The organism is Telluria sp. BA11, from assembly GCF_056680305.1.
This window is the reverse complement of record NZ_CM155275.1, coordinates 4753013-4769920: the sequence shown is the minus strand read 5'-3', so window position 1 is coordinate 4769920 and position 16908 is coordinate 4753013. Positions and strand designations below refer to the sequence as shown.

At 66.1% G+C, this 16908-nt stretch carries 19 protein-coding genes; 8 read left to right on the top strand and 11 right to left on the bottom strand.

Annotated features, from left to right (window positions below; all coding sequences use genetic code 11):
- Positions 1–78: 78 nt before the first annotated feature.
- Positions 79–1053 (top strand): succinylglutamate desuccinylase/aspartoacylase family protein, encoded by a 975-nt coding sequence (locus tag AC1MGT_RS21140; protein WP_499501942.1) that lies wholly within the window; start codon positions 79–81, stop codon positions 1051–1053.
- A 3-nt stretch (positions 1054–1056) separates the two neighbouring features.
- Here AC1MGT_RS21140 and sugE read toward each other — a convergent pair whose 3' ends face one another.
- A complete protein-coding gene (sugE, locus tag AC1MGT_RS21135) occupies positions 1057–1377 on the bottom strand; it encodes a quaternary ammonium compound efflux SMR transporter SugE (RefSeq protein WP_499501941.1) in 321 nt (106 codons plus the stop codon).
- Positions 1378–1525: 148 nt separating this feature from the next.
- Here sugE and AC1MGT_RS21130 point away from each other — a divergent pair, with 148 nt between their 5' ends.
- From AC1MGT_RS21130 to AC1MGT_RS21105, 6 genes are all read left to right on the top strand, one after another.
- Positions 1526–1822, top strand: a complete 297-nt coding sequence (locus AC1MGT_RS21130; protein WP_499501940.1) for an ArsR/SmtB family transcription factor — start codon at positions 1526–1528, stop codon at positions 1820–1822.
- A 9-nt stretch (positions 1823–1831) separates the two neighbouring features.
- Positions 1832–2896, top strand: coding sequence for an alkene reductase (locus AC1MGT_RS21125; protein WP_499501939.1), 1065 nt, complete (start codon positions 1832–1834; stop codon positions 2894–2896).
- 172 nt (positions 2897–3068) lie between these two features.
- Complete coding sequence (locus tag AC1MGT_RS21120; protein ID WP_499501938.1) at positions 3069–4037, top strand: IS1595 family transposase; 969 nt, start codon at positions 3069–3071, stop codon at positions 4035–4037.
- Positions 4038–4217: 180 nt separating this feature from the next.
- Positions 4218–6872, top strand: a complete 2655-nt coding sequence (pepN, locus tag AC1MGT_RS21115; RefSeq protein WP_499501937.1) for an aminopeptidase N — start codon at positions 4218–4220, stop codon at positions 6870–6872.
- Positions 6873–6879: 7 nt separating this feature from the next.
- The gene (locus AC1MGT_RS21110) at positions 6880–7656 is read left to right on the top strand and encodes a hypothetical protein (RefSeq protein ID WP_499501935.1); all 777 of its coding nucleotides are present in this window, start codon (positions 6880–6882) and stop codon (positions 7654–7656) included.
- 98 nt (positions 7657–7754) lie between these two features.
- On the top strand, positions 7755–8207 hold the full coding sequence (locus AC1MGT_RS21105; protein WP_499501934.1) for an acyl-CoA thioesterase: 453 nt from the start codon (positions 7755–7757) through the stop codon (positions 8205–8207).
- On the opposite strand, the gene arsC is transcribed toward AC1MGT_RS21105, so the two are convergent.
- A complete protein-coding gene (arsC, locus tag AC1MGT_RS21100; protein WP_499501933.1) occupies positions 8191–8538 on the bottom strand; it encodes an arsenate reductase (glutaredoxin) in 348 nt (115 codons plus the stop codon). The two genes, AC1MGT_RS21105 and arsC, sit on opposite strands and share 17 nt — an antisense overlap.
- A gap of 191 nt (positions 8539–8729) precedes the next feature.
- Between arsC and AC1MGT_RS21095 the strand changes: the two genes are divergently transcribed.
- Positions 8730–9362 (top strand): 1-acyl-sn-glycerol-3-phosphate acyltransferase, encoded by a 633-nt coding sequence (locus AC1MGT_RS21095; protein WP_499501932.1) that lies wholly within the window; start codon positions 8730–8732, stop codon positions 9360–9362.
- A gap of 11 nt (positions 9363–9373) precedes the next feature.
- Here AC1MGT_RS21095 and AC1MGT_RS21090 read toward each other — a convergent pair whose 3' ends face one another.
- The 9 genes from AC1MGT_RS21090 to AC1MGT_RS21050 all read right to left on the bottom strand — a co-directional run bounded on the left by AC1MGT_RS21090 (position 9374) and on the right by AC1MGT_RS21050 (position 16819).
- On the bottom strand, positions 9374–11032 hold the full coding sequence (locus tag AC1MGT_RS21090) for a SulP family inorganic anion transporter (protein WP_499501931.1): 1659 nt from the start codon (positions 11030–11032) through the stop codon (positions 9374–9376).
- A gap of 87 nt (positions 11033–11119) precedes the next feature.
- Positions 11120–11719 carry a HupE/UreJ family protein gene (locus AC1MGT_RS21085; RefSeq protein ID WP_499501930.1) on the bottom strand — a complete coding sequence of 200 codons (600 nt, stop codon included), beginning with the start codon at positions 11717–11719 and terminating at the stop codon, positions 11120–11122.
- 16 nt (positions 11720–11735) lie between these two features.
- Positions 11736–12359, bottom strand: coding sequence for an urease accessory protein UreG (ureG, locus tag AC1MGT_RS21080; RefSeq protein WP_499501929.1), 624 nt, complete (start codon positions 12357–12359; stop codon positions 11736–11738).
- A 23-nt stretch (positions 12360–12382) separates the two neighbouring features.
- Positions 12383–13048, bottom strand: coding sequence for an urease accessory protein UreF (locus tag AC1MGT_RS21075; RefSeq protein ID WP_499501928.1), 666 nt, complete (start codon positions 13046–13048; stop codon positions 12383–12385).
- A 7-nt stretch (positions 13049–13055) separates the two neighbouring features.
- Entirely contained in the window at positions 13056–13589 is a 534-nt protein-coding gene (gene ureE / locus AC1MGT_RS21070) for an urease accessory protein UreE (RefSeq protein ID WP_499501927.1), read from the bottom strand.
- 9 nt (positions 13590–13598) lie between these two features.
- A complete protein-coding gene (gene ureC / locus AC1MGT_RS21065) occupies positions 13599–15299 on the bottom strand; it encodes an urease subunit alpha (protein WP_499504340.1) in 1701 nt (566 codons plus the stop codon).
- Positions 15299–15637 (bottom strand): urease subunit beta, encoded by a 339-nt coding sequence (locus tag AC1MGT_RS21060; RefSeq protein ID WP_499501926.1) that lies wholly within the window; start codon positions 15635–15637, stop codon positions 15299–15301. The genes ureC and AC1MGT_RS21060 overlap by 1 nt, the downstream gene beginning before the upstream one ends.
- Positions 15638–15649: 12 nt before the next feature.
- Positions 15650–15952 carry an urease subunit gamma gene (locus AC1MGT_RS21055; RefSeq protein ID WP_183551533.1) on the bottom strand — a complete coding sequence of 101 codons (303 nt, stop codon included), beginning with the start codon at positions 15950–15952 and terminating at the stop codon, positions 15650–15652.
- Between the two features lie 27 nt (positions 15953–15979).
- A complete protein-coding gene (locus AC1MGT_RS21050) occupies positions 15980–16819 on the bottom strand; it encodes an urease accessory protein UreD (RefSeq protein ID WP_499501925.1) in 840 nt (279 codons plus the stop codon).
- Between the last annotated feature and the right edge of the window lie 89 nt (positions 16820–16908).

The window sequence follows — 16908 nt, the reverse complement described above, 5'->3', positions numbered from 1 at the left end:
TCGGTCATTCAGCAAGTTGCGTGATGCGCTGAGTTTACCGATAGAATATCGCCACTATTTCAACTGCCCATATCGCCCATGACTTCGCCCCTCCAGTTCCAGTTCAAATCCATCAACTACACGGGCCTGCAGCCAGGCCCGCGCGTCATCATCATGGGCGCAACCCACGGCAACGAAGTGTGCGGCACCAAAGCCATCCGGCGCGTGATGGACGAGATCGACAGCGGTGCGCTGCACATCGCGGCCGGCAGCGTCACGTTCGTCCCGATCGTCAATCCGCTGGCGTACCAGCAAGTCACGCGCAATGGCGACCGTAACCTGAACCGCGACCTGTTCCCGAAAGCGAATCCACAGGATTTTGAAGACCAGATCGCGAACTGGCTGTGCCCGCTGCTCGGCCAGCACGACGTGCTGCTCGATATCCACTCGTTCGCCGCCACGGGCGAGCCGTTCGTGATGGTCGGCCCGCTCGACAATGACGGCACGCTGCAGCCGTTCCACCACGCCGAAAAAGAACGCGCGTGGGCGCGCCGCCTGGGCGTGCGCCGGTTTGTCGATGGCTGGCTGGCGACTTATGGCGACGGCGTGCAGCGCCGCAGCCGCAGTGCGGACGAACTGGAAACCGTCCTGCGCTACGGCGTGGGAACAACCGAATACATGCGCAGCACGGGCGGCTACGCGCTGACGCTCGAAGCGGGCCAGCACGACGATCCGGCCGCGCCCGATGTGGCGTACCGCGCGATCATGAATACGCTGGCGCACCTGGGTTTGATTGCGGCGCCCGACCCGGTGCCCGTGGATTTCGATGCGATGGAAGCGCTGTCGATGGTCGTCGTGCACGACAAGCTGCACGCGGATGACGCGTTCTCGCGTCCGTGGAAGAGCTTCGATCCGGTTGAAAAAGGTGAACTGATCGGCACCCGCGCCGACGGCACGCCCGTGACCGCCGAATTCGGCGGCCGCATTCTGTTCCCGGCCGCCAGCGCTGCCGCCAACACCGAGTGGTATTACCTCACCCGTCCGAATCCGGTGTTCGGACGCGAACAGAACTGATCTTCACGCCGGCGACAGCAGCTTGAGCATCACGATGCCGCTGATGATCAGCGCGATCGCCAGGAGGCGCAGCGCGCCGGCCGGTTCGCCCAGCATCAGCATGCCAAAGATCGCCGTGCCGATGGTGCCGATGCCGGTCCAGATGGCGTAGGCGGTGCCCAGCGGCAGCTGGCGCAGCGCCAGGCCCAGCATGCCGACGCTGGCCGCCATCGTCGTCACCGTAAACACCGATGGCCACAGCCGGGTGAAACCCACCGTGTATTTCAGGCCGACGGCCCAGGCCACTTCGAGCAGGCCGGCGATGACAAGATAGATCCAGCTCATGGGGCTTCCTCACGCGTTGTCAGGTCAAAAGGCGGCGAGTATACCACCGCCCCCTGGGCGAAAATCGGACCGTCGCCAGCAGACTTTTTCTGAATATCGTAAGATGACGATATTCGGATCGAAAGATCCCGATATAAGGAACCAACCGATGGACATCGACGCGATCCACAAGGCCCTGGCCAACCCGGTGCGGCGCCAGATCCTGCACTGGCTGAAGGATCCGCAACTGCACTTCAGCGAGCAGGAACACCCGCTCGAGATGGGCGTGTGCTGCAAGCTGATCGACCAGCGCACCGGCCTGTCGCAATCGACCGTATCGGCGCACCTGGCTACGCTGCAGCGCGCGGGCCTGGTGGGCACACGCCGCGTCGGCCAGTGGGTTTTTTATCATCGCAACGAGGAAGCCATTGCGGCCTTCCTCGCCCAATTGAACGACGCAATCTAGGAAAACAATATGACTACCATGTTTGATCCGATCAAGGTCGGCGCCCTCGAATGGCCAAACCGCATTGTCATGGCGCCGCTGACCCGCTCGCGCGCCGATGGCGGTGGCCGTGTCCCCAATGCGCTGATGGCCCAATACTATGTGCAGCGCGCTTCAGCGGGCCTGATCCTGTCCGAAGCCACCTCGGTCACCCCGATGGGCGTCGGTTACGCCGACACGCCGGGCATCTGGTCCGATGAGCAGGTCGAAGGCTGGAAGCTCGTGACCGACGCCGTGCACGCTGCCGGCGGCCGCATCTTCCTGCAGCTGTGGCACGTCGGCCGCATCTCTGACCCGTCGTTCCTGGACGGCCAGCTGCCAGTGGCCCCATCGGCGATCAAGCCGGACGGCCACGTGAGCCTGCTGCGCCCGAAGCGTGAATACGTCACCCCGCGCGCGCTCGACCTCGAAGAAATTCCGGGCATCGTGTCGGCCTACCGCAAGGGCGCCGAGAATGCCAAGCTGGCCGGTTTCGACGGCGTCGAAATCCACGGCGCCAATGGCTATCTGCTCGACCAGTTCCTGCAAGACTCGACCAACCAGCGCACCGACGCCTACGGCGGCTCGATCGAGAACCGCGCACGTCTGCTGCTGGAAGTGACCGATGCCTGCATCGACGTCTGGGGCGCCGACCGTGTCGGCATGCACCTGGCGCCGGCACGCGACTCGCACGACATGGGCGACTCGACGCCGGCCGAGACCTTCGGCTACGTGGCGCGTGAACTGGGCCGCCGCAAGATCGCGTTCATCTTCACCCGCGAAGGCCAAAGCCCGGATGAACTGGGCCCGATGATCAAGAAAGAATTCGGCGGCGTGTGGATCGCGAACCAGCAGCTGAGCAAGGAAAAGGCCGAGGAACTGATCGCCAGCGGCACGGCCGATGCCGTCTCGTGGGGCCAGCTGTACATCGCCAACCCGGACCTGGTGGAACGCCTGCAACTGAACGCACCGCTCAACAAGCCGAACCCGGACACGTTCTACCATCCGGGCGCAACCGGCTACACCGATTATCCGGCACTGCCGGCCACGGTGTAAGCATCCCTTTCTCCGCGCCCTCGCCCGCTCTTGCCGGCGAGGGGCGGCGCTTCTTCGAACAGGACCTGCGGGTCCTGTTTTTTTTGGCGCAGTCAACGTTAAATAGAGCCGAGCTATGAACTGATCAGCGGTCCCATGGTCCAACGCCTGTCCCCAGCGTCAGGAGTCGATCATGAAAGCGCCCCGTTTCAAGAGCTGGTTTGCCAGGTTGCCAGCGCTGAATCAGCCACAGCGCCGGCAAGTGCTCGACGCCCTGCATCCCGCAGCTGGCCTCGACCAGGTAGTCGCACTGATCGCGCAAGCCAGAGCGCTAGCGCGCTGCTGCCCCAGTTGTGGCAACGAACGCTGCAACCGGCACGGATTCGCCAACGACCTGCAGCGCTTTCGCTGCTGCGCCTGTGGCCGCACGTTCAACGACCTGAGCGGCACGCCGCTGGCGCGACTCAGGCACAAGGCCAAATGGCTCGCATATTCGCAGGTGCTGCTCCATTCACTGTCCGTACGCAAGGGCGCAGACCAGGTCGGCGTGCACCGCAACACGGCATTCCGGTGGCGCCACCGCTTTCTCGAATGGGTCAAACTCGACCGGCCTGCATCGCTCAACGGCCTCGTGGAGGCCGATGAAACATTCCTCCTCGAATCGCAAAAAGGATCACGCACGCTCGACCGCCCGCCACGCCGACGGGGTGGCCGCGCGCCCAAGCCTGGTATTTCCCGCCATCTCGATTGCATCCTGGTGGCGCGCGACCGGAATGGCCGAACCATCGATGCCGTTACTGGCCGTGGCGCACTGACCGCCACCCAACTCGAACGCGATTTGCTACCCAGGCTTGATCCGCAGGCGCTCCTGGTCACCGACAACCACGCCGCGTACCGGGCCTTTGCACGCAAGCATGGTATTGCGCACGAGACCGTCAATCTGCGCGCCGGCGTGCGCGTCAGGCATATGGGCAGCCGCGCCATCCACGTACAGAACGTGAACGCATATCACGGGCGTTTCAAGGACTGGCTACGAGCCTTTCGCGGGGTGGCATCGCGCTACCTGCCCAATTACCTGGGATGGCGCTGGGCCCTGGATGGTGGGCGGGTCAGTTCCGCAGAACAGTTGTTCTGCATCGCAGTCGGCGTCATCAACAGATAAGGTTGACTGCGCCTTTTTTTTCGTATTGACGCTTGAATGAAGCATATGCATGCCATATGCATGGGTGAAAAAGGATCATCGTGATGGGTGTCCAGCCACGAACGTTAGTGATATTCTTGCGCGATTGTTAGATTGTTACTGTGCGCACGTGTCGATGCGCCTACCGAGAGAGGATTTTCAGTGAACGTTCCAGCACACCGCGCCATGGCGCTTGCCATCGCTTCCGCCATCGCCTTCAGCGGCGCCGTCCACGCTGCGCCGGCGACTCAGGGCGCGCGCGCCGAGACGCCATTCCTGTCGCAGGTCGACGCCTTTGCCCGCTCCGCACGCGTATCGAACGTGGACTATGTGCTGGACTTCACGCTGACCGGCAAGGAAACCTTTGCCGGCACCACGACCGTGACGTTCGACCTCAAGGACGTCGACGCGCCCGTCACGCTCGACCTGAAGGACGCCACCGTCAAGTCGGTCAGCGTCAACGGCAAGCCGGTCGCCACGCGCTACAACAAGTGGTTCGTCACGCTCGACGCGGCCAGCCTGGCCAAGGGCCGCAACACGGTCGTCATCGATTACGAGCGCCTGCACAGCACCAATGGCGAAGGCCTGCACCGCATGGTCGATCCGGCCGATGGCCGCGTCTACACCTATTCGCACTTCGAGCCCGTCGCCGCCCAGCAGATGTTCGCGGTGTTCGACCAGCCCGACCTGAAGGCCAGCTACACGGTGTCGGTCACCGCGCCGCGCGACTGGCACGTGGTCACGACCACGCGCGAAACGAAGATCGACGAGCGTGGCGCGAACCGCCACTGGACCTTCAAGACCACCAAACGACTCAGCCCGTACAACTTCTCGCTGCACGCCGGCCCGTACCAGGTCTGGGAAGACAACAGCGGCAAGTACCCGATGCGCCTGTTCGCGCGCCAGTCGCTGGCCAAGCTGGTGGTCCCGGCAGACTGGTTCCGTCAGACCAAGGCCGGCCTCGGCTTCTTCGAAGAATACTTCGGTGTCCCGTATCCGTTCGAGAAATACGACCAGCTGATCGTGCCGGACTTCCTGTACGGCGCGATGGAAAATGCTGGCGCGATCACGTTTGCCGAAGCGCGCTACGGCGTGGCCAATATGACGGCCGAGCAGAAGCAGTCGCTGACCGAAGTGATCATGCACGAGATGGCGCACCAGTGGTTCGGCAACCTGGTGACCATGAAGTGGTGGAACGGCCTGTGGCTGAACGAAAGCTTCGCGTCCTTCATGGGCGTACTGGCGACGGTCGAATCGACCGAGTTCAAGGATTCGTGGCAGAAGTTCTACCAGAGCGGCAAGCAGCGCGCCTACATCCAGGACCAGACGGCCAGCACGCACCCGATTGAAGTGCCAGTGCCGTCGTCGAGCAATGCCTTCGACAACATCGATGCGATCACCTATTCGAAAGGCGGCTCGACGCTCAAGCAGCTGCGCCATCTGCTGGGCGAAGACGTGTTCCGCAAGGGCGTGCACAACTACCTGGTCAAGTACTCGTGGAAGAACGCGACGCTCGACGATTTCATCGGCAGCCTTGGTGAAGCGGCAGGCCGCGACCTGTCCGGCTGGACCAAGCAATGGCTGTACAACGCCGGGGTGAACACCATCGCCGCGAACTACAGCTGCAGCGGTGGCAAGATCCGCAACTTCACGCTGGCGCAGACCGCGCCATCGAAAGACCTGTCGACGCTGCGCGAACAGCGCGTGCAGATCGGCGCTTTCAAGCTCGACGGCGACAAGCTGACACTGGTGAAGAACGTTCCCGTCACCTACACGGGCGCCAAGACCGCGGTGCCGGACATGAACGGCACGGCGTGCCCGGATCTGGTCTACCCTAACTACCAGGACTGGGGCTACGCCAAGGTCAAGCTGGACAAGCGCTCGTTCGCCACCGCGCGCACCAGCCTGGCCAAGGTCGACGATCCGCTGCTGCGCGCGATGTTGTGGCAGAGCCTGTGGGATGGCGTGCGCGACGCCGAAATGCCACTGAATGACTTCATCACCGTGGCGCTGAACAATGCGCCGCTCGAGAAGGATTACACGCTGCTGGGCGATGTACTGGGCAAGGTCAGCGAGTCGAAGGCCTACCTCAATGCGATGAATCTGGATAACGCCTACACGCGCCAGACCACGCTGGCACTGGAAAAAATGGCGTGGGACGGCGTGCTGGCCAACAAGGGCAACGCCGACTTCCAGCGCCGCTGGTTCAACCAGTACGTCAGCGTTGCCAGCAGCCCGGACGCGCTGGCGCGCCTGGCCGGCATCCTCGATGGCAAGGTCGACGCCGCGGGCGTGCCGGTCGGTCAGCCACAGCGCTGGTCGATCATCGCGCGCCTGAACCGCTACAACTATCCGGGCGCGTTCGACCTGATCGCGCAGGAGTCCGCACGTGACAAGTCGGACGCCGGCCAGATCGCAGCCGTGGCAGCGACCGTCATCCGTCCCGACGCAGCCGTCAAGGCGGACTGGGTCAAGCAGATCGAAGACCAGAAGACGGCGCTGCCATTCTCGCGCATCCGCACCGCGATGGGCAGCATCTTCCCGGCCGAACAGGGCGCGCTCAATGAGCGCGATGCCGATGCGCGCCTGGCGCGCCTGCCGCAGGTGGACAAGACGGGCGGCCCGGTCTTCATGCGCGCGTATGCGGGCACGATGATCCCGGCGACCTGCACGCCGCAAAGCGTGGCGCGTCTGACCCGTGCGGCGGCAACGATGACGGACCTGTCGGCGTTCACGCGCCGCACGCTGCTGGACACGCTGCAGGACGATCAGCGCTGCGTGGCGATCAAGGCAGAGCTGAACGCACCAAAAGGCTGATCGCCACATGCTGGCTGCCGGGGTCCTGACGCCGCGCCGTACGCCCGGCTGGCCGCTTGCGGTCACGCTGGGTCTGCACCTGCTGCTGGGCTGGTGGTGGTTGCAGGCGACGGGCGTACGGGTGCTGCCGGCGGTTGTGTCGGCGCCCCGTGAATTCATCGTGGTGGCGGTGTTGGCACCAGCGCCTTCGCGTCCTTCTACTGCACCCGCTGCACCCGCTGCCCCCGCTGCCGCAGCGTCACCACGACCGCGCGCAACGCAGGCAATTCCTGCGCGCGCCGTTCCTGTCGCGCCGACAGTGGCGCCACAAGCGATCACGCCAGCCCCTGCGGACGCTGCGCCGCCTGCGGCCACGAGCGAACCTGCGGCAGATCCCTTCCCCACCCCGTCCGCCTCAGCACAAGACACCACCACCCCAGGCGACGACAGCCTGGCCAGCCGCGGCAAGCGCACGGCAGGCGCGGTCGACCACGACCTGCGCAAAGGGAAGCTGGCGCCGCTCGACCCGGGCGACAGCAAATGGCAGCGCTTCGCGCAGGCCGTCGGCAATGCCCGCGTGGACACCTCGCGCACGCTGACATCGGAAAGTTATACGGCGCCGGACGGCGTTGTCGTGTACCGCTTCCGCCTGGGCGGGCGCACCTGGTGCCGCACCGGTGGTGGCATCAGGCCGAGCCCGTTTGGCGCCCAGGTTGGCGGCGCGACCTCGTTCGACACGGCCGGTGGCGGGGGCTTCGCCGGGACAATCGAGTGCCCGACCCGGGTGCAGTTCAAGCGCGACTGAGCCGCTGACAAGCCGTGCGCGCTTGCCATCCACCGCCATCCCGCCCTACCGTAAAATGACGGGACTTGCGGCCCCCTGCCGCTCACGGAGACAACACATTGGACTGGGATTATCCGCAACCGTTCATCCTGGCGGTGACGCCGCAGGCCGGCGACATCGATGGCCTGAACCACACCAACAATGCCGTGTACGTGCGCTGGTGCGAGCAGGCCGGCTGGGCGCACTCCGACAGCCTCGGCCTGTCACTCGACGACTACCGGCGCCTCGACCGCGCGATGGCGATCCGGCGCGGCGAATACGATTACCTGCTGCCCACGGTCGTCGGCGAAGCGCTGCGCCTGGCCACCTGGCTGGTGGGCGGCGACGGCAAGCTGTCGATGGAGCGGCGCTTCCAGCTGGTGCGCGACAGCGATGGCGCCACGGTACTGCGCGGCCGCTGGGACCTGGTCTGCATTGAACTCTCGAGCGGCCGACCGCGCCGCATGCCCGCCGAATTCCTGGACACGTACATGCCGGTGATCGTGGGCAGCCCGCCTACAGGATCTCGCTGACGCGCGTGAACGGCCGGCATAGCCGCACGCCGTTGGGTGTCACGACAAATGGCCGCTCGATCAGGATCGGGTGCGCGACCATCGCATCCAGCAGCGCAGCGTCGCTGGTGCCCGGCTGGTCCAGCCCCAATTCGGTGAAGACCGCTTCCTTGCTGCGCACGGCCTCCCGCACCGTGATGCCCGCATCGGCAATCAAGCGGGTCAGTGTGTCTCGTGTTGGCGGGTTGGCCAGGTAGTCGATGATCTGCGGTTCATGACCGGCTTCGCGGATGGCGGCCAGCGTGTTGCGCGACGTGCCGCAGCGGGCATTGTGGTAAATCGTGATGGCCATGGTCATAGCAATGGTGTTTTTCTATTCATCGTGTGGTGAATCGGACAACGACATGATAACCACAGCGCATACCCGTCACCACTATTTTGCTTGTGACCCCTTCCGGGCCGGGCTAGAATCGCACGCTTGATTTTATCGAGCGTAAGAACTGCAGCCGTTGCAGATGACTGACGCCACCCTCCGGAGACCCGATGACCGACTACTTGCTGCGCCCTGCAGCCCTGCCCACCCTGCGCCAGCGCGCGGCGCTGCGCGTACTGCAGTGTTTCGGCTGGAAGGTGTTCTTCAAACCGTTGCCAGGGCCGCACGGCGTCTGCGTCATCTATCCGCACACGTCGAACTGGGATTTCCCGATCGGCCTGCTGGCCACGTGGGCCATGGGCACGCAGTTCAAGTGGCTGGCCAAGGACACGCTGTTCCGGGGCCCGATGGGGCGCCTGATGCGCCACTGGGGCGGTGTCCCGGTCGATCGCCGCGCGCCGATGGGCGCAACGCGCCAGCTGGCCGACACCATGCTCGCCGCGCCATCGTTCTGGATCGGCATCACGCCGGAAGGCACGCGCGCCTATCGTCCCAACTGGAAAAGCGGCTTCTACCACCTGGCCGTCACGGCCAATGTGCCGATGGTGCTGGTGCGCTTTGACTATGGCAAGAAAGAGCTGAGCCTCGTCGACACGATGACGCCGACCGGCGACGTCGAGCGCGACATGGACGCCATCCGCGCCGTCTACGTGGGCAGCCAGGCGCTGTACCCGGAGAATGCTGCGCCGATCGTGCTGGCCCCGCCACGCGACGAGCAAGCCACGCAGCGCAAGCGGGCCTGAACGCCGCGGGCTCAGTCCCGCGGCGGTGAACCCGCCAGCTGGTCCCACGCAATGGCAGCGCTCAGGAACACCTGGCCATCGAGTTTGCCCAACAAGTCGCTTTCCTTGAGCCGGTCCATGACCGGCCCCTTCACTTCCGCCAGATGCAGCAGCACGCCGCGCTGGCGTAGCGAACTGATCAGCTCTTCGAGCCCGAACAGCGCCGATGTGTCGATCGCATTCACGGCCGACAGCACCAGCACCAGATGGCGCGTGCCCGCATGGGCGACGAGTTCTTCGTCGATGCGCTCGTTGACCGCATCCACATTGCCGAAGAACAGGCCGGCATCCACCCGCAGCATCAGCAGACCCGGCGTCGTCTCGGCCGAATAGCGCTCGACATTACGGAAGTGTTCGGTGCCATGGATGCGCCCCAGCACTGCGATATGCGGCCGACTGGCGCGCCAGATCAGCACGACCATCGACAGCGCCACGCCCACCAGCACCCCGGCTTCCACACCCAGGATCAGCACGCCGCCGGCAGTGGCCAGCAGCGCCAGCGCATCGGCGCGGTCGTAGCGCCAGGCGGTGCGCAGCGTCGACAGGTCGAGCATCCCGAGCACGGCCACGATGATCGTTGCGGCCAGTGTCGGCAGCGGCAGCAGTGCGAGCCAGCCGGTGGGCAGCACGAGCGCCAGCGCCAGCAGGCCGGCCGTGATCATGCTGGCCAGCTGCGTATTGGCGCCGGCCGCGAAATTGACGGCCGAACGCGACAGACTGCCGGTGACGGGAAAGCCGCCGGTCAGCGCGCTGCCGACGTTGGCCGCGCCCAGGCCCACCAGTTCGCGGTTGCTGACCAGTTTCTCGCCGCCGCGCTTGAGCGCCAGCGCCTGCGCGCCCGACATGCTGATCAGGAACACCATGAAGCCGATCAAGAGCGCCGGTTGGAGCAGCGCCTGCCAGTGCTGCGACGACGTCGCCAGGTTCAGGCCCGGCAAACCGGTCGGCACGGCGCCCGTCGTGGCCACGCCCATCTGCACGAGACCCAGCTGCTGCACGAGCGCCATCGCGCCCAGCACGACGGCGATCGGCGCCAGCTTGGCCCCGACGTCGGCCGCCGCTGCCGGCATGCGTAGCCAGCGCAGCAGCGGTGCCAGGTGGCTGCGCGCGGCCAGGAGCAGCACGAGCGAGCCCACGCCCAGCAGGATGCTTGGCCAGTGTGGCGTCATGCCGATCTCGATGGGGCTGCCCACCAGCGTGCGCAACTGGCCCCATGCGATGACGATTGCCGAGCCGATGGTGAAGCCGCTCATCACGGGCCGTGAAAAGAAGTTGGCGAGAAAGCCGATGCGCAGCAGCCCGCACAGCAGCAGGACCAGGCCGGATAGCAAGGCCAGTTGCGCTGCCAGCACGCCATACAGCGCGGTGCCGGGCGTGGCCAGCGGCGCCAGCGTGGACGCCGTCATCAGGGAAATGATCGCCATCGGCCCGACCGATTGCGTGCTGCTGGTGCCGAACAGTGCGTACAGCAAGGGCGGGATGATGCTGGCATAGATGCCGACCGCCGGCGGCAGGCCCGCCACCAGTGCGTAGGCCATGCCCTGCGGGATCATCATCATCGCCACCACGATGCCGGCGCTGATATCGCCCGGCAGCGCGGCGCGCCGGTACGGGCGCAACCACTCAAGCATGGAAAGTCCTGGCCGGGACGGCCGGAGGTGAAAAGAACGCTAGCGTAGCATGATTACCAGCCCAGGCCGAGCCTCAGGACGCATACTTCAACGGGCCAGCGCCACCAGCCAGATGCCCGCCGCGCCGATGGCCGCAGCCAGTGGCCGGCGCAGGCGCTCGCCCGGGATCGCGCCCAGCAGCATCAGCCCGGCGCTGGCCAGGATGAAGCCGGCGCCGCTGGCCATGCCGGTCAGTTCATTGCCGTGCGCGAGTCCGTGCACGAATGCGCAGGCGCCGACGGTGAGGACCGCCAGCTGCGGCTGCATCCTCCTCTGCAGGCGCGGCGCATATGCCGCCAACCCGCCCAGCAGCAGCACGGTCGCCGCGATCGACAGTTCGAGAGCCGGCAACGCGACGCCGCCGCTGCTGGCCGCGCCCAGCGCCATCATCACGAGGAACGTCGGTGCGAGCAGGTAGCGGTGCTGCTGGCGGCTCCAGAGGCCAACCGCGAACAGCGCCAGCAAATGGTCGATGCCCGTTACCGGGTGCAGCAGGCCGGCCACGAAGCCGCTGTCGGGCGCGTGCCCGGGATGCGCGGCCGCCGGCAGCGCCAGTGTCAGGGCGGTCACCGCCACGCCCGCGCGGGCCCGGTGGTGGCGGATGGTGTGGCGGATGGTGTGGTGCAGCGCGCGCAAACTTGTCGTCATGGTCATCTCCCTGGTGTCATTGGTGAACTGCGTCGAGCAAGCCCTGCTCGCGGATGAACGCGACCACCTCCTGCACGCCCTCGCCCGTGCGCATATTGGTAAACACAAAGGGCCGCTCGCCACGCTGGCGCTGTGCATCGCTCGCCATCACCGCCAGGTCCGCCCCGACATGCGGCGCCAGATCGGTCTTGTTGATGATCAGGAGGTCCGAGCGCGTGATGCCCGGCCCGCCCTTGCGTGGGATCTTCTCACCGCCCGCGACGTCGATCACGTACAGCGTCAGGTCGGATAGCTCCGGGCTGAAGGTCGCGGCCAGGTTGTCACCACCCGATTCGACCAGCACCAGTTCGAGGTCGGGAAAATCGGCCTGCAGGCGCGCGATGGCTTCCAGGTTGATCGACGCGTCTTCGCGGATCGCCGTGTGCGGGCAGCCGCCCGTCTCCACGCCCATCAGGCGTTCGGGTGCGAGCGCGCCGGCGCGCAGCAGGATGTCCATGTCTTCGCGCGTGTAGATATCGTTGGTGATCACGGCCATGTCGTAGTCGTCACGCATGTGGCGGCACAGCAGCTCGCACAGCGCGGTCTTGCCCGAGCCCACCGGCCCGCCGATCCCGACCCGCAGCGGATTGGATGTTGTCATGGTTTTTCCTTCATCAACAATGATCATGACCGGTACAGGCGGCCATGCTGGACTTCGTGCCGCATCAACAGCATCGACAGGCCAGGCGCCCAGTTCGACATTTCGTCGTCCGGCAAACGCCGCGCCAGTTCAACGGCGCGCTCGATCTCGGGCCGCAGCGACAGCAGCAGGCGCTGGCCGGCGACCTGCCCCAGCGGCACCGACTTGACACACACCAGCACCTGGTTCTCGACCCACGCGAACACCATCGCCAGCAGCGCTTCTTCGTGCGGAATATCGAGTCCGTCGACGGCGCAGGCAAACGCCAGCGGCAGGGTGACGTCCTCGCCCAGCGCGCGCGTGTCGGCCACGCCCAGCTCCGCGATCAGGCGGCTCAGCGAATAGCCCATCTGGACCGATTCGGCGCGCAGTTCGGCCGTGTCGCGCGACGCGAGGAAGCACCCGCCCCAGTGCGTGGTCGCTTCGGCGTCGCGCGCGGCGAACGCGCCGAGAAGGCGCCACAACACGGGCGCATCCCAGCGCGCCACGACGTCATCGAGGTAGCGCACGATCCAGGCGCGGGCGCTGTCGGCATCTGTGACCAGGCCTTCTTCGAGCGCCGCCTCGAGGCCCTGCGAATAGCTGTAGCCGCCGATCGGCAAGGCCGGACTGGCAAACTGCAGCAGGTGCAGCAGGCTGGCGGCGTTCATGTCGCACTCATGTGAGATTCGGTTCAACCGGCGTGACGTCCGACGGCCGGTGGATCTTCTGGCGCAGCGGCACCGGCGCCAGCAAGCCGCCCGGCCCCTGCTCATGATGGTGACCGTGGCCGCCGCCATACGCGCCCGCCTCCGGCTCGAATTTCGCCAGTTCTTCACTGACCTCAGCCCCCAGCCCCGCAACCATCTCGCGCAACACCGGATCGACACGGATGCGCAGCCAGCCCGGCCCCACCTGCGTCTGCGTATGGCGGTTCCCCAGGTGAAAGGCACAGCGCGCCAGCAGCGTCGGGGCGCTGCAGCGCACGACATACGTTGGCTCCAGCGCGGCCTCGACGCGCACGACACGCCCGCCTTCGCCCAGCAGCAGGTCGCCATCGCGCAGCACCGTGCCGCGCACGAGGAACAGCGCGACCTCTTCCCCCGAGGCCAGGCGCGCGCGCTGGCGGCAGCGCTCCCGTTGTTCGAACGGCAGCACCAACGTGTCATGCACGACGTCGGCAACAGCGATGCGGGTATGCAGTGAAATCATGGATGGCCTCTAGAACAGGAAGTAACGCTGCGCCAGCGGCAGCACGCCCGCCGCTTCGCAGACCAGCAGGCGGCCGTCGGCGCGCACTTCATAGGTTTCGGGATCGACTTCCATGTGCGGCGTGGCGCCGTTGTGGATCATGTCGCGCTTGCGCAGGCCGCGGGTGCCGCGCACGGCGATCGTCGTTTTGCTCAGTCCCAGCGTGCCTGCGATGCCGGCCTCGAACGCGCTTTGCGACACAAAGGTGAACGACTTGCGCAGGCCGCCGCCAAACGCGCCGAACATGGGCCGGTAATGCACCGGCTGCGGCGTCGGGATCGATGCATTCGGGTCGCCCATCAGGCTGGCAGCGATCATGCCGCCCTTGACCACCATCGACGGCTTGACGCCAAAGAAGGCCGGGCGCCACAGCACGATGTCGGCGATCTTGCCCACCTCGAGCGAGCCGACGACGTGCGCGATGCCGTGCGTGATGGCGGGATTGATCGTGTACTTGGCGATGTAGCGCTTGACGCGGGCATTGTCGTTGCGTGACGAGTCGCCCTCCAAAGCGCCGCGCTGCACCTTCATCTTGTGCGCCGTCTGCCAGGTGCGCATGATCGTCTCGCCTACGCGGCCCATCGCCTGCGAGTCCGACGACATCATCGAGATCGCGCCCAGGTCGTGCAGGATGTCCTCGGCGGCGATCGTCTCGCGCCGGATGCGCGATTCGGCAAACGCCACGTCTTCGGCAATCGCCGGGTCGAGATGGTGGCAGACCATCAGCATGTCCAGGTGCTCGTCGAGCGTGTTGACCGTGAACGGGCGCGTGGGATTGGTCGACGACGGCAACACGTTGTCGTAGCCCACGGCCGCGATGATGTCGGGCGCGTGCCCACCGCCGGCACCCTCCGTGTGGAAGGTGTGGATCGTGCGGCCCTTGAACGCCGCCACGGTCGACTCCAGAAACCCCGCCTCGTTGAGCGTGTCGGAGTGCAGCGCCACCTGCACGTCCAGCCGTTCGGCCACCGACAGGCAGTTGTCGATCGCCGCCGGCGTGCTGCCCCAGTCCTCGTGCAGCTTCAGGCCCACGGCGCCGGCATGGACCTGCTCTTCGAGCGGGCCGGGCTGGCTGACGTTGCCCTTGCCGAAAAAGCCCAGGTTCATCGGGAACGCGTCGGCCGCCTGCAGCATCGAATGAATGTGCCAGGCGCCCGGCGTGCAGGTCGTGGCAGCCGTGCCGACGGCGGGTCCGGTGCCGCCGCCCAGCATCGTCGTGATGCCCGAGTACAGCGCTTCGTCGATCTGCTGCGGGCAGATGAAGTGGATGTGCGTGTCGACGCCGCCGGCCGTAACGATCATGCCTTCGCCGGCGATGATCTCGGTGGCCCCGCCGATGGCCATCGTGACATTCGGCTGGATATCCGGGTTGCCCGCCTTGCCGATGGCGGCAATCAGGCCATCCTTGATGCCGATATCCGCCTTGACGATGCCCCAGTGGTCGATGATGACGGCGTTGGTGATGACGGTGTCCATCACGCCCTCTCGCAGGCGCTGCGACTGGCCCATGCCGTCGCGGATCACTTTACCGCCGCCGAACTTGACCTCTTCACCATAGGTCGCGAAGTCGCGTTCGATTTCGATCACGAGGTCGGTGTCGGCCAGGCGGATGCGGTCGCCCGTGGTCGGGCCATACATGTCGGCATAGGCCTGGCGGCTGAGCGTGACCATCATGCGTCCCCTGGGGTCAAAGGCAAGGACGCTGGCAACGGTCCTGACACGCGGCCCTGGAAACCATGCACGATCCGCTCGCCCGCCAGGTCGACCAGTTCGACCGTGCGGCGCTGGCCCGGCTCGAAGCGCACTGCGGTGCCGGCCGCGATGTTCAGCCGCATGCCAAGCGCCGCGTCACGCTCGAACTGCAGCGCGGGATTGACTTCATAAAAGTGGTAGTGCGAGCCGACCTGCACTGGCCGGTCGCCGGCATTGGCCACGACCACGGTCAGCGTGCGCCGACCGACGTTGAGTTCGATATCGCCGTCGTCAAGAAAGTATTCGCCTGGGATCACGCTGGGCTCCGGCTAGGGAATCGGATGGTGGACGGTCACGAGCTTGGTCCCGTCCGGGAACGTGGCCTCGACCTGGATATCGGGGATCATCTCGGGCACGCCCTCCATCACGTCGCCGCGCGCGAGGATCGTCGTGCCTTCGCTCATCAGCTCGGCCACGCTGCGGCCATCGCGCGCGCCTTCCATGATGGCGGCCGTGATCAGGGCCACGGCTTCCGGGTAATTCAGTTTGAGGCCGCGCGCACGCCGGCGTTCGGCGAGCAATGCAGCAGTAAAGATCAGCAGCTTGTCTTTTTCGCGGGGCGTCAGGTCCATGGGCGGTTCCGTATCCAGTGAGCCAGTCTAGGTGAGCCAGATACGCGGCGGGCACGCCGGGCGCTCGAGCAGATGGGGCCGCAGCAATGCCCACACGTTTGCCATGACGGCGCGCGCCGCTTCGCCATCGTCGCCGAGATAACGCGCGACGAACACCGACTTCACCTGGCTCGACGCCAGTTGCGGGTGGAGCGCGCGCACGTGCGCCTGCAGCGCGGCGGGCACGGGCCGGCCGACGGCAAGCAAGGTCGCGCACACCGCGTGGCCGCGCATGCCAAGCGGGCTGGCGATACCATCGGGAGTCAGGATGCCCTGCTCCCACCACAGCAGGCGGCCCTCCTGGCGAATGCGCGTGCGCTGGCGGATCCGTCCACGCGTGAACGCTTCCCCGGCGGCCACGCGGCCGAAGCACAGCACTTCACTGCCGATATAGGTGCTGCCGGCAGCGAGATCGACTTCGTGGTCGAGGTCGACGCTGGCCGCGTCATAGAAGATGGTTTCCTGCGGCAGCCATTCGATGGCGGCGCCCGCGCCAACCCGCAGGCGCACCGCCTGCTGCGACACGCGACCATTGGCGCGGTACCACTTGGCCGCGCCGGGGCTGGTGGCGAGCACGCTGCAAGCGGGGCCGGCGTCGACGTCGATCTCGAGCCGGTCGCCCCCGACCACGCCGCCCGGCGGGTGCACGACGATCACGTGGCAGGCGCCGGGGCCTTCCGGATACAGCGCCTTCTGCACACGCAGCGGGCCGCGGTGCGTGCGGTGCACGAGGCGCGTCGTGGCGCCATCGCGCACGAAGCCCAGCGCCAGGCTGGCTTGCCAGGCGGGGAAGACCGTGGATGGATCGGAAGGGGTGCAATCGCGCATGCCTGATGAAACAGCACGATGCGTGCCAGCGTCATTACGTGGTGTGGGACGTCTATTTTGCAAGCGACGCGCACCGCAAAGGTGCGCGT

What these genes read in the sequence shown, in the direction of transcription:
- AC1MGT_RS21140 (WP_499501942.1), top strand. Translation starts at nt 79, where the DNA reads ATGACTTCGCCCCTCCAGTTCCAGTTCAAATCCATCAACTACACGGGC.
- sugE (WP_499501941.1), bottom strand. Translation starts at nt 1,377, where the DNA reads ATGAGCTGGATCTATCTTGTCATCGCCGGCCTGCTCGAAGTGGCCTGG.
- AC1MGT_RS21130 (WP_499501940.1), top strand. Translation starts at nt 1,526, where the DNA reads ATGGACATCGACGCGATCCACAAGGCCCTGGCCAACCCGGTGCGGCGC.
- AC1MGT_RS21125 (WP_499501939.1), top strand. Translation starts at nt 1,832, where the DNA reads ATGACTACCATGTTTGATCCGATCAAGGTCGGCGCCCTCGAATGGCCA.
- AC1MGT_RS21120 (WP_499501938.1), top strand. Translation starts at nt 3,069, where the DNA reads ATGAAAGCGCCCCGTTTCAAGAGCTGGTTTGCCAGGTTGCCAGCGCTG.
- AC1MGT_RS21110 (WP_499501935.1), top strand. Translation starts at nt 6,880, where the DNA reads ATGCTGGCTGCCGGGGTCCTGACGCCGCGCCGTACGCCCGGCTGGCCG.
- arsC (WP_499501933.1), bottom strand. Translation starts at nt 8,538, where the DNA reads ATGGCCATCACGATTTACCACAATGCCCGCTGCGGCACGTCGCGCAAC.
- AC1MGT_RS21095 (WP_499501932.1), top strand. Translation starts at nt 8,730, where the DNA reads ATGACCGACTACTTGCTGCGCCCTGCAGCCCTGCCCACCCTGCGCCAG.
- AC1MGT_RS21090 (WP_499501931.1), bottom strand. Translation starts at nt 11,032, where the DNA reads ATGCTTGAGTGGTTGCGCCCGTACCGGCGCGCCGCGCTGCCGGGCGAT.
- AC1MGT_RS21085 (WP_499501930.1), bottom strand. Translation starts at nt 11,719, where the DNA reads ATGACGACAAGTTTGCGCGCGCTGCACCACACCATCCGCCACACCATC.
- ureG (WP_499501929.1), bottom strand. Translation starts at nt 12,359, where the DNA reads ATGACAACATCCAATCCGCTGCGGGTCGGGATCGGCGGGCCGGTGGGC.
- AC1MGT_RS21075 (WP_499501928.1), bottom strand. Translation starts at nt 13,048, where the DNA reads ATGAACGCCGCCAGCCTGCTGCACCTGCTGCAGTTTGCCAGTCCGGCC.
- ureE (WP_499501927.1), bottom strand. Translation starts at nt 13,589, where the DNA reads ATGATTTCACTGCATACCCGCATCGCTGTTGCCGACGTCGTGCATGAC.
- ureC (WP_499504340.1), bottom strand. Translation starts at nt 15,299, where the DNA reads ATGGTCACGCTCAGCCGCCAGGCCTATGCCGACATGTATGGCCCGACC.
- AC1MGT_RS21055 (WP_183551533.1), bottom strand. Translation starts at nt 15,952, where the DNA reads ATGGACCTGACGCCCCGCGAAAAAGACAAGCTGCTGATCTTTACTGCT.
- AC1MGT_RS21050 (WP_499501925.1), bottom strand. Translation starts at nt 16,819, where the DNA reads ATGCGCGATTGCACCCCTTCCGATCCATCCACGGTCTTCCCCGCCTGG.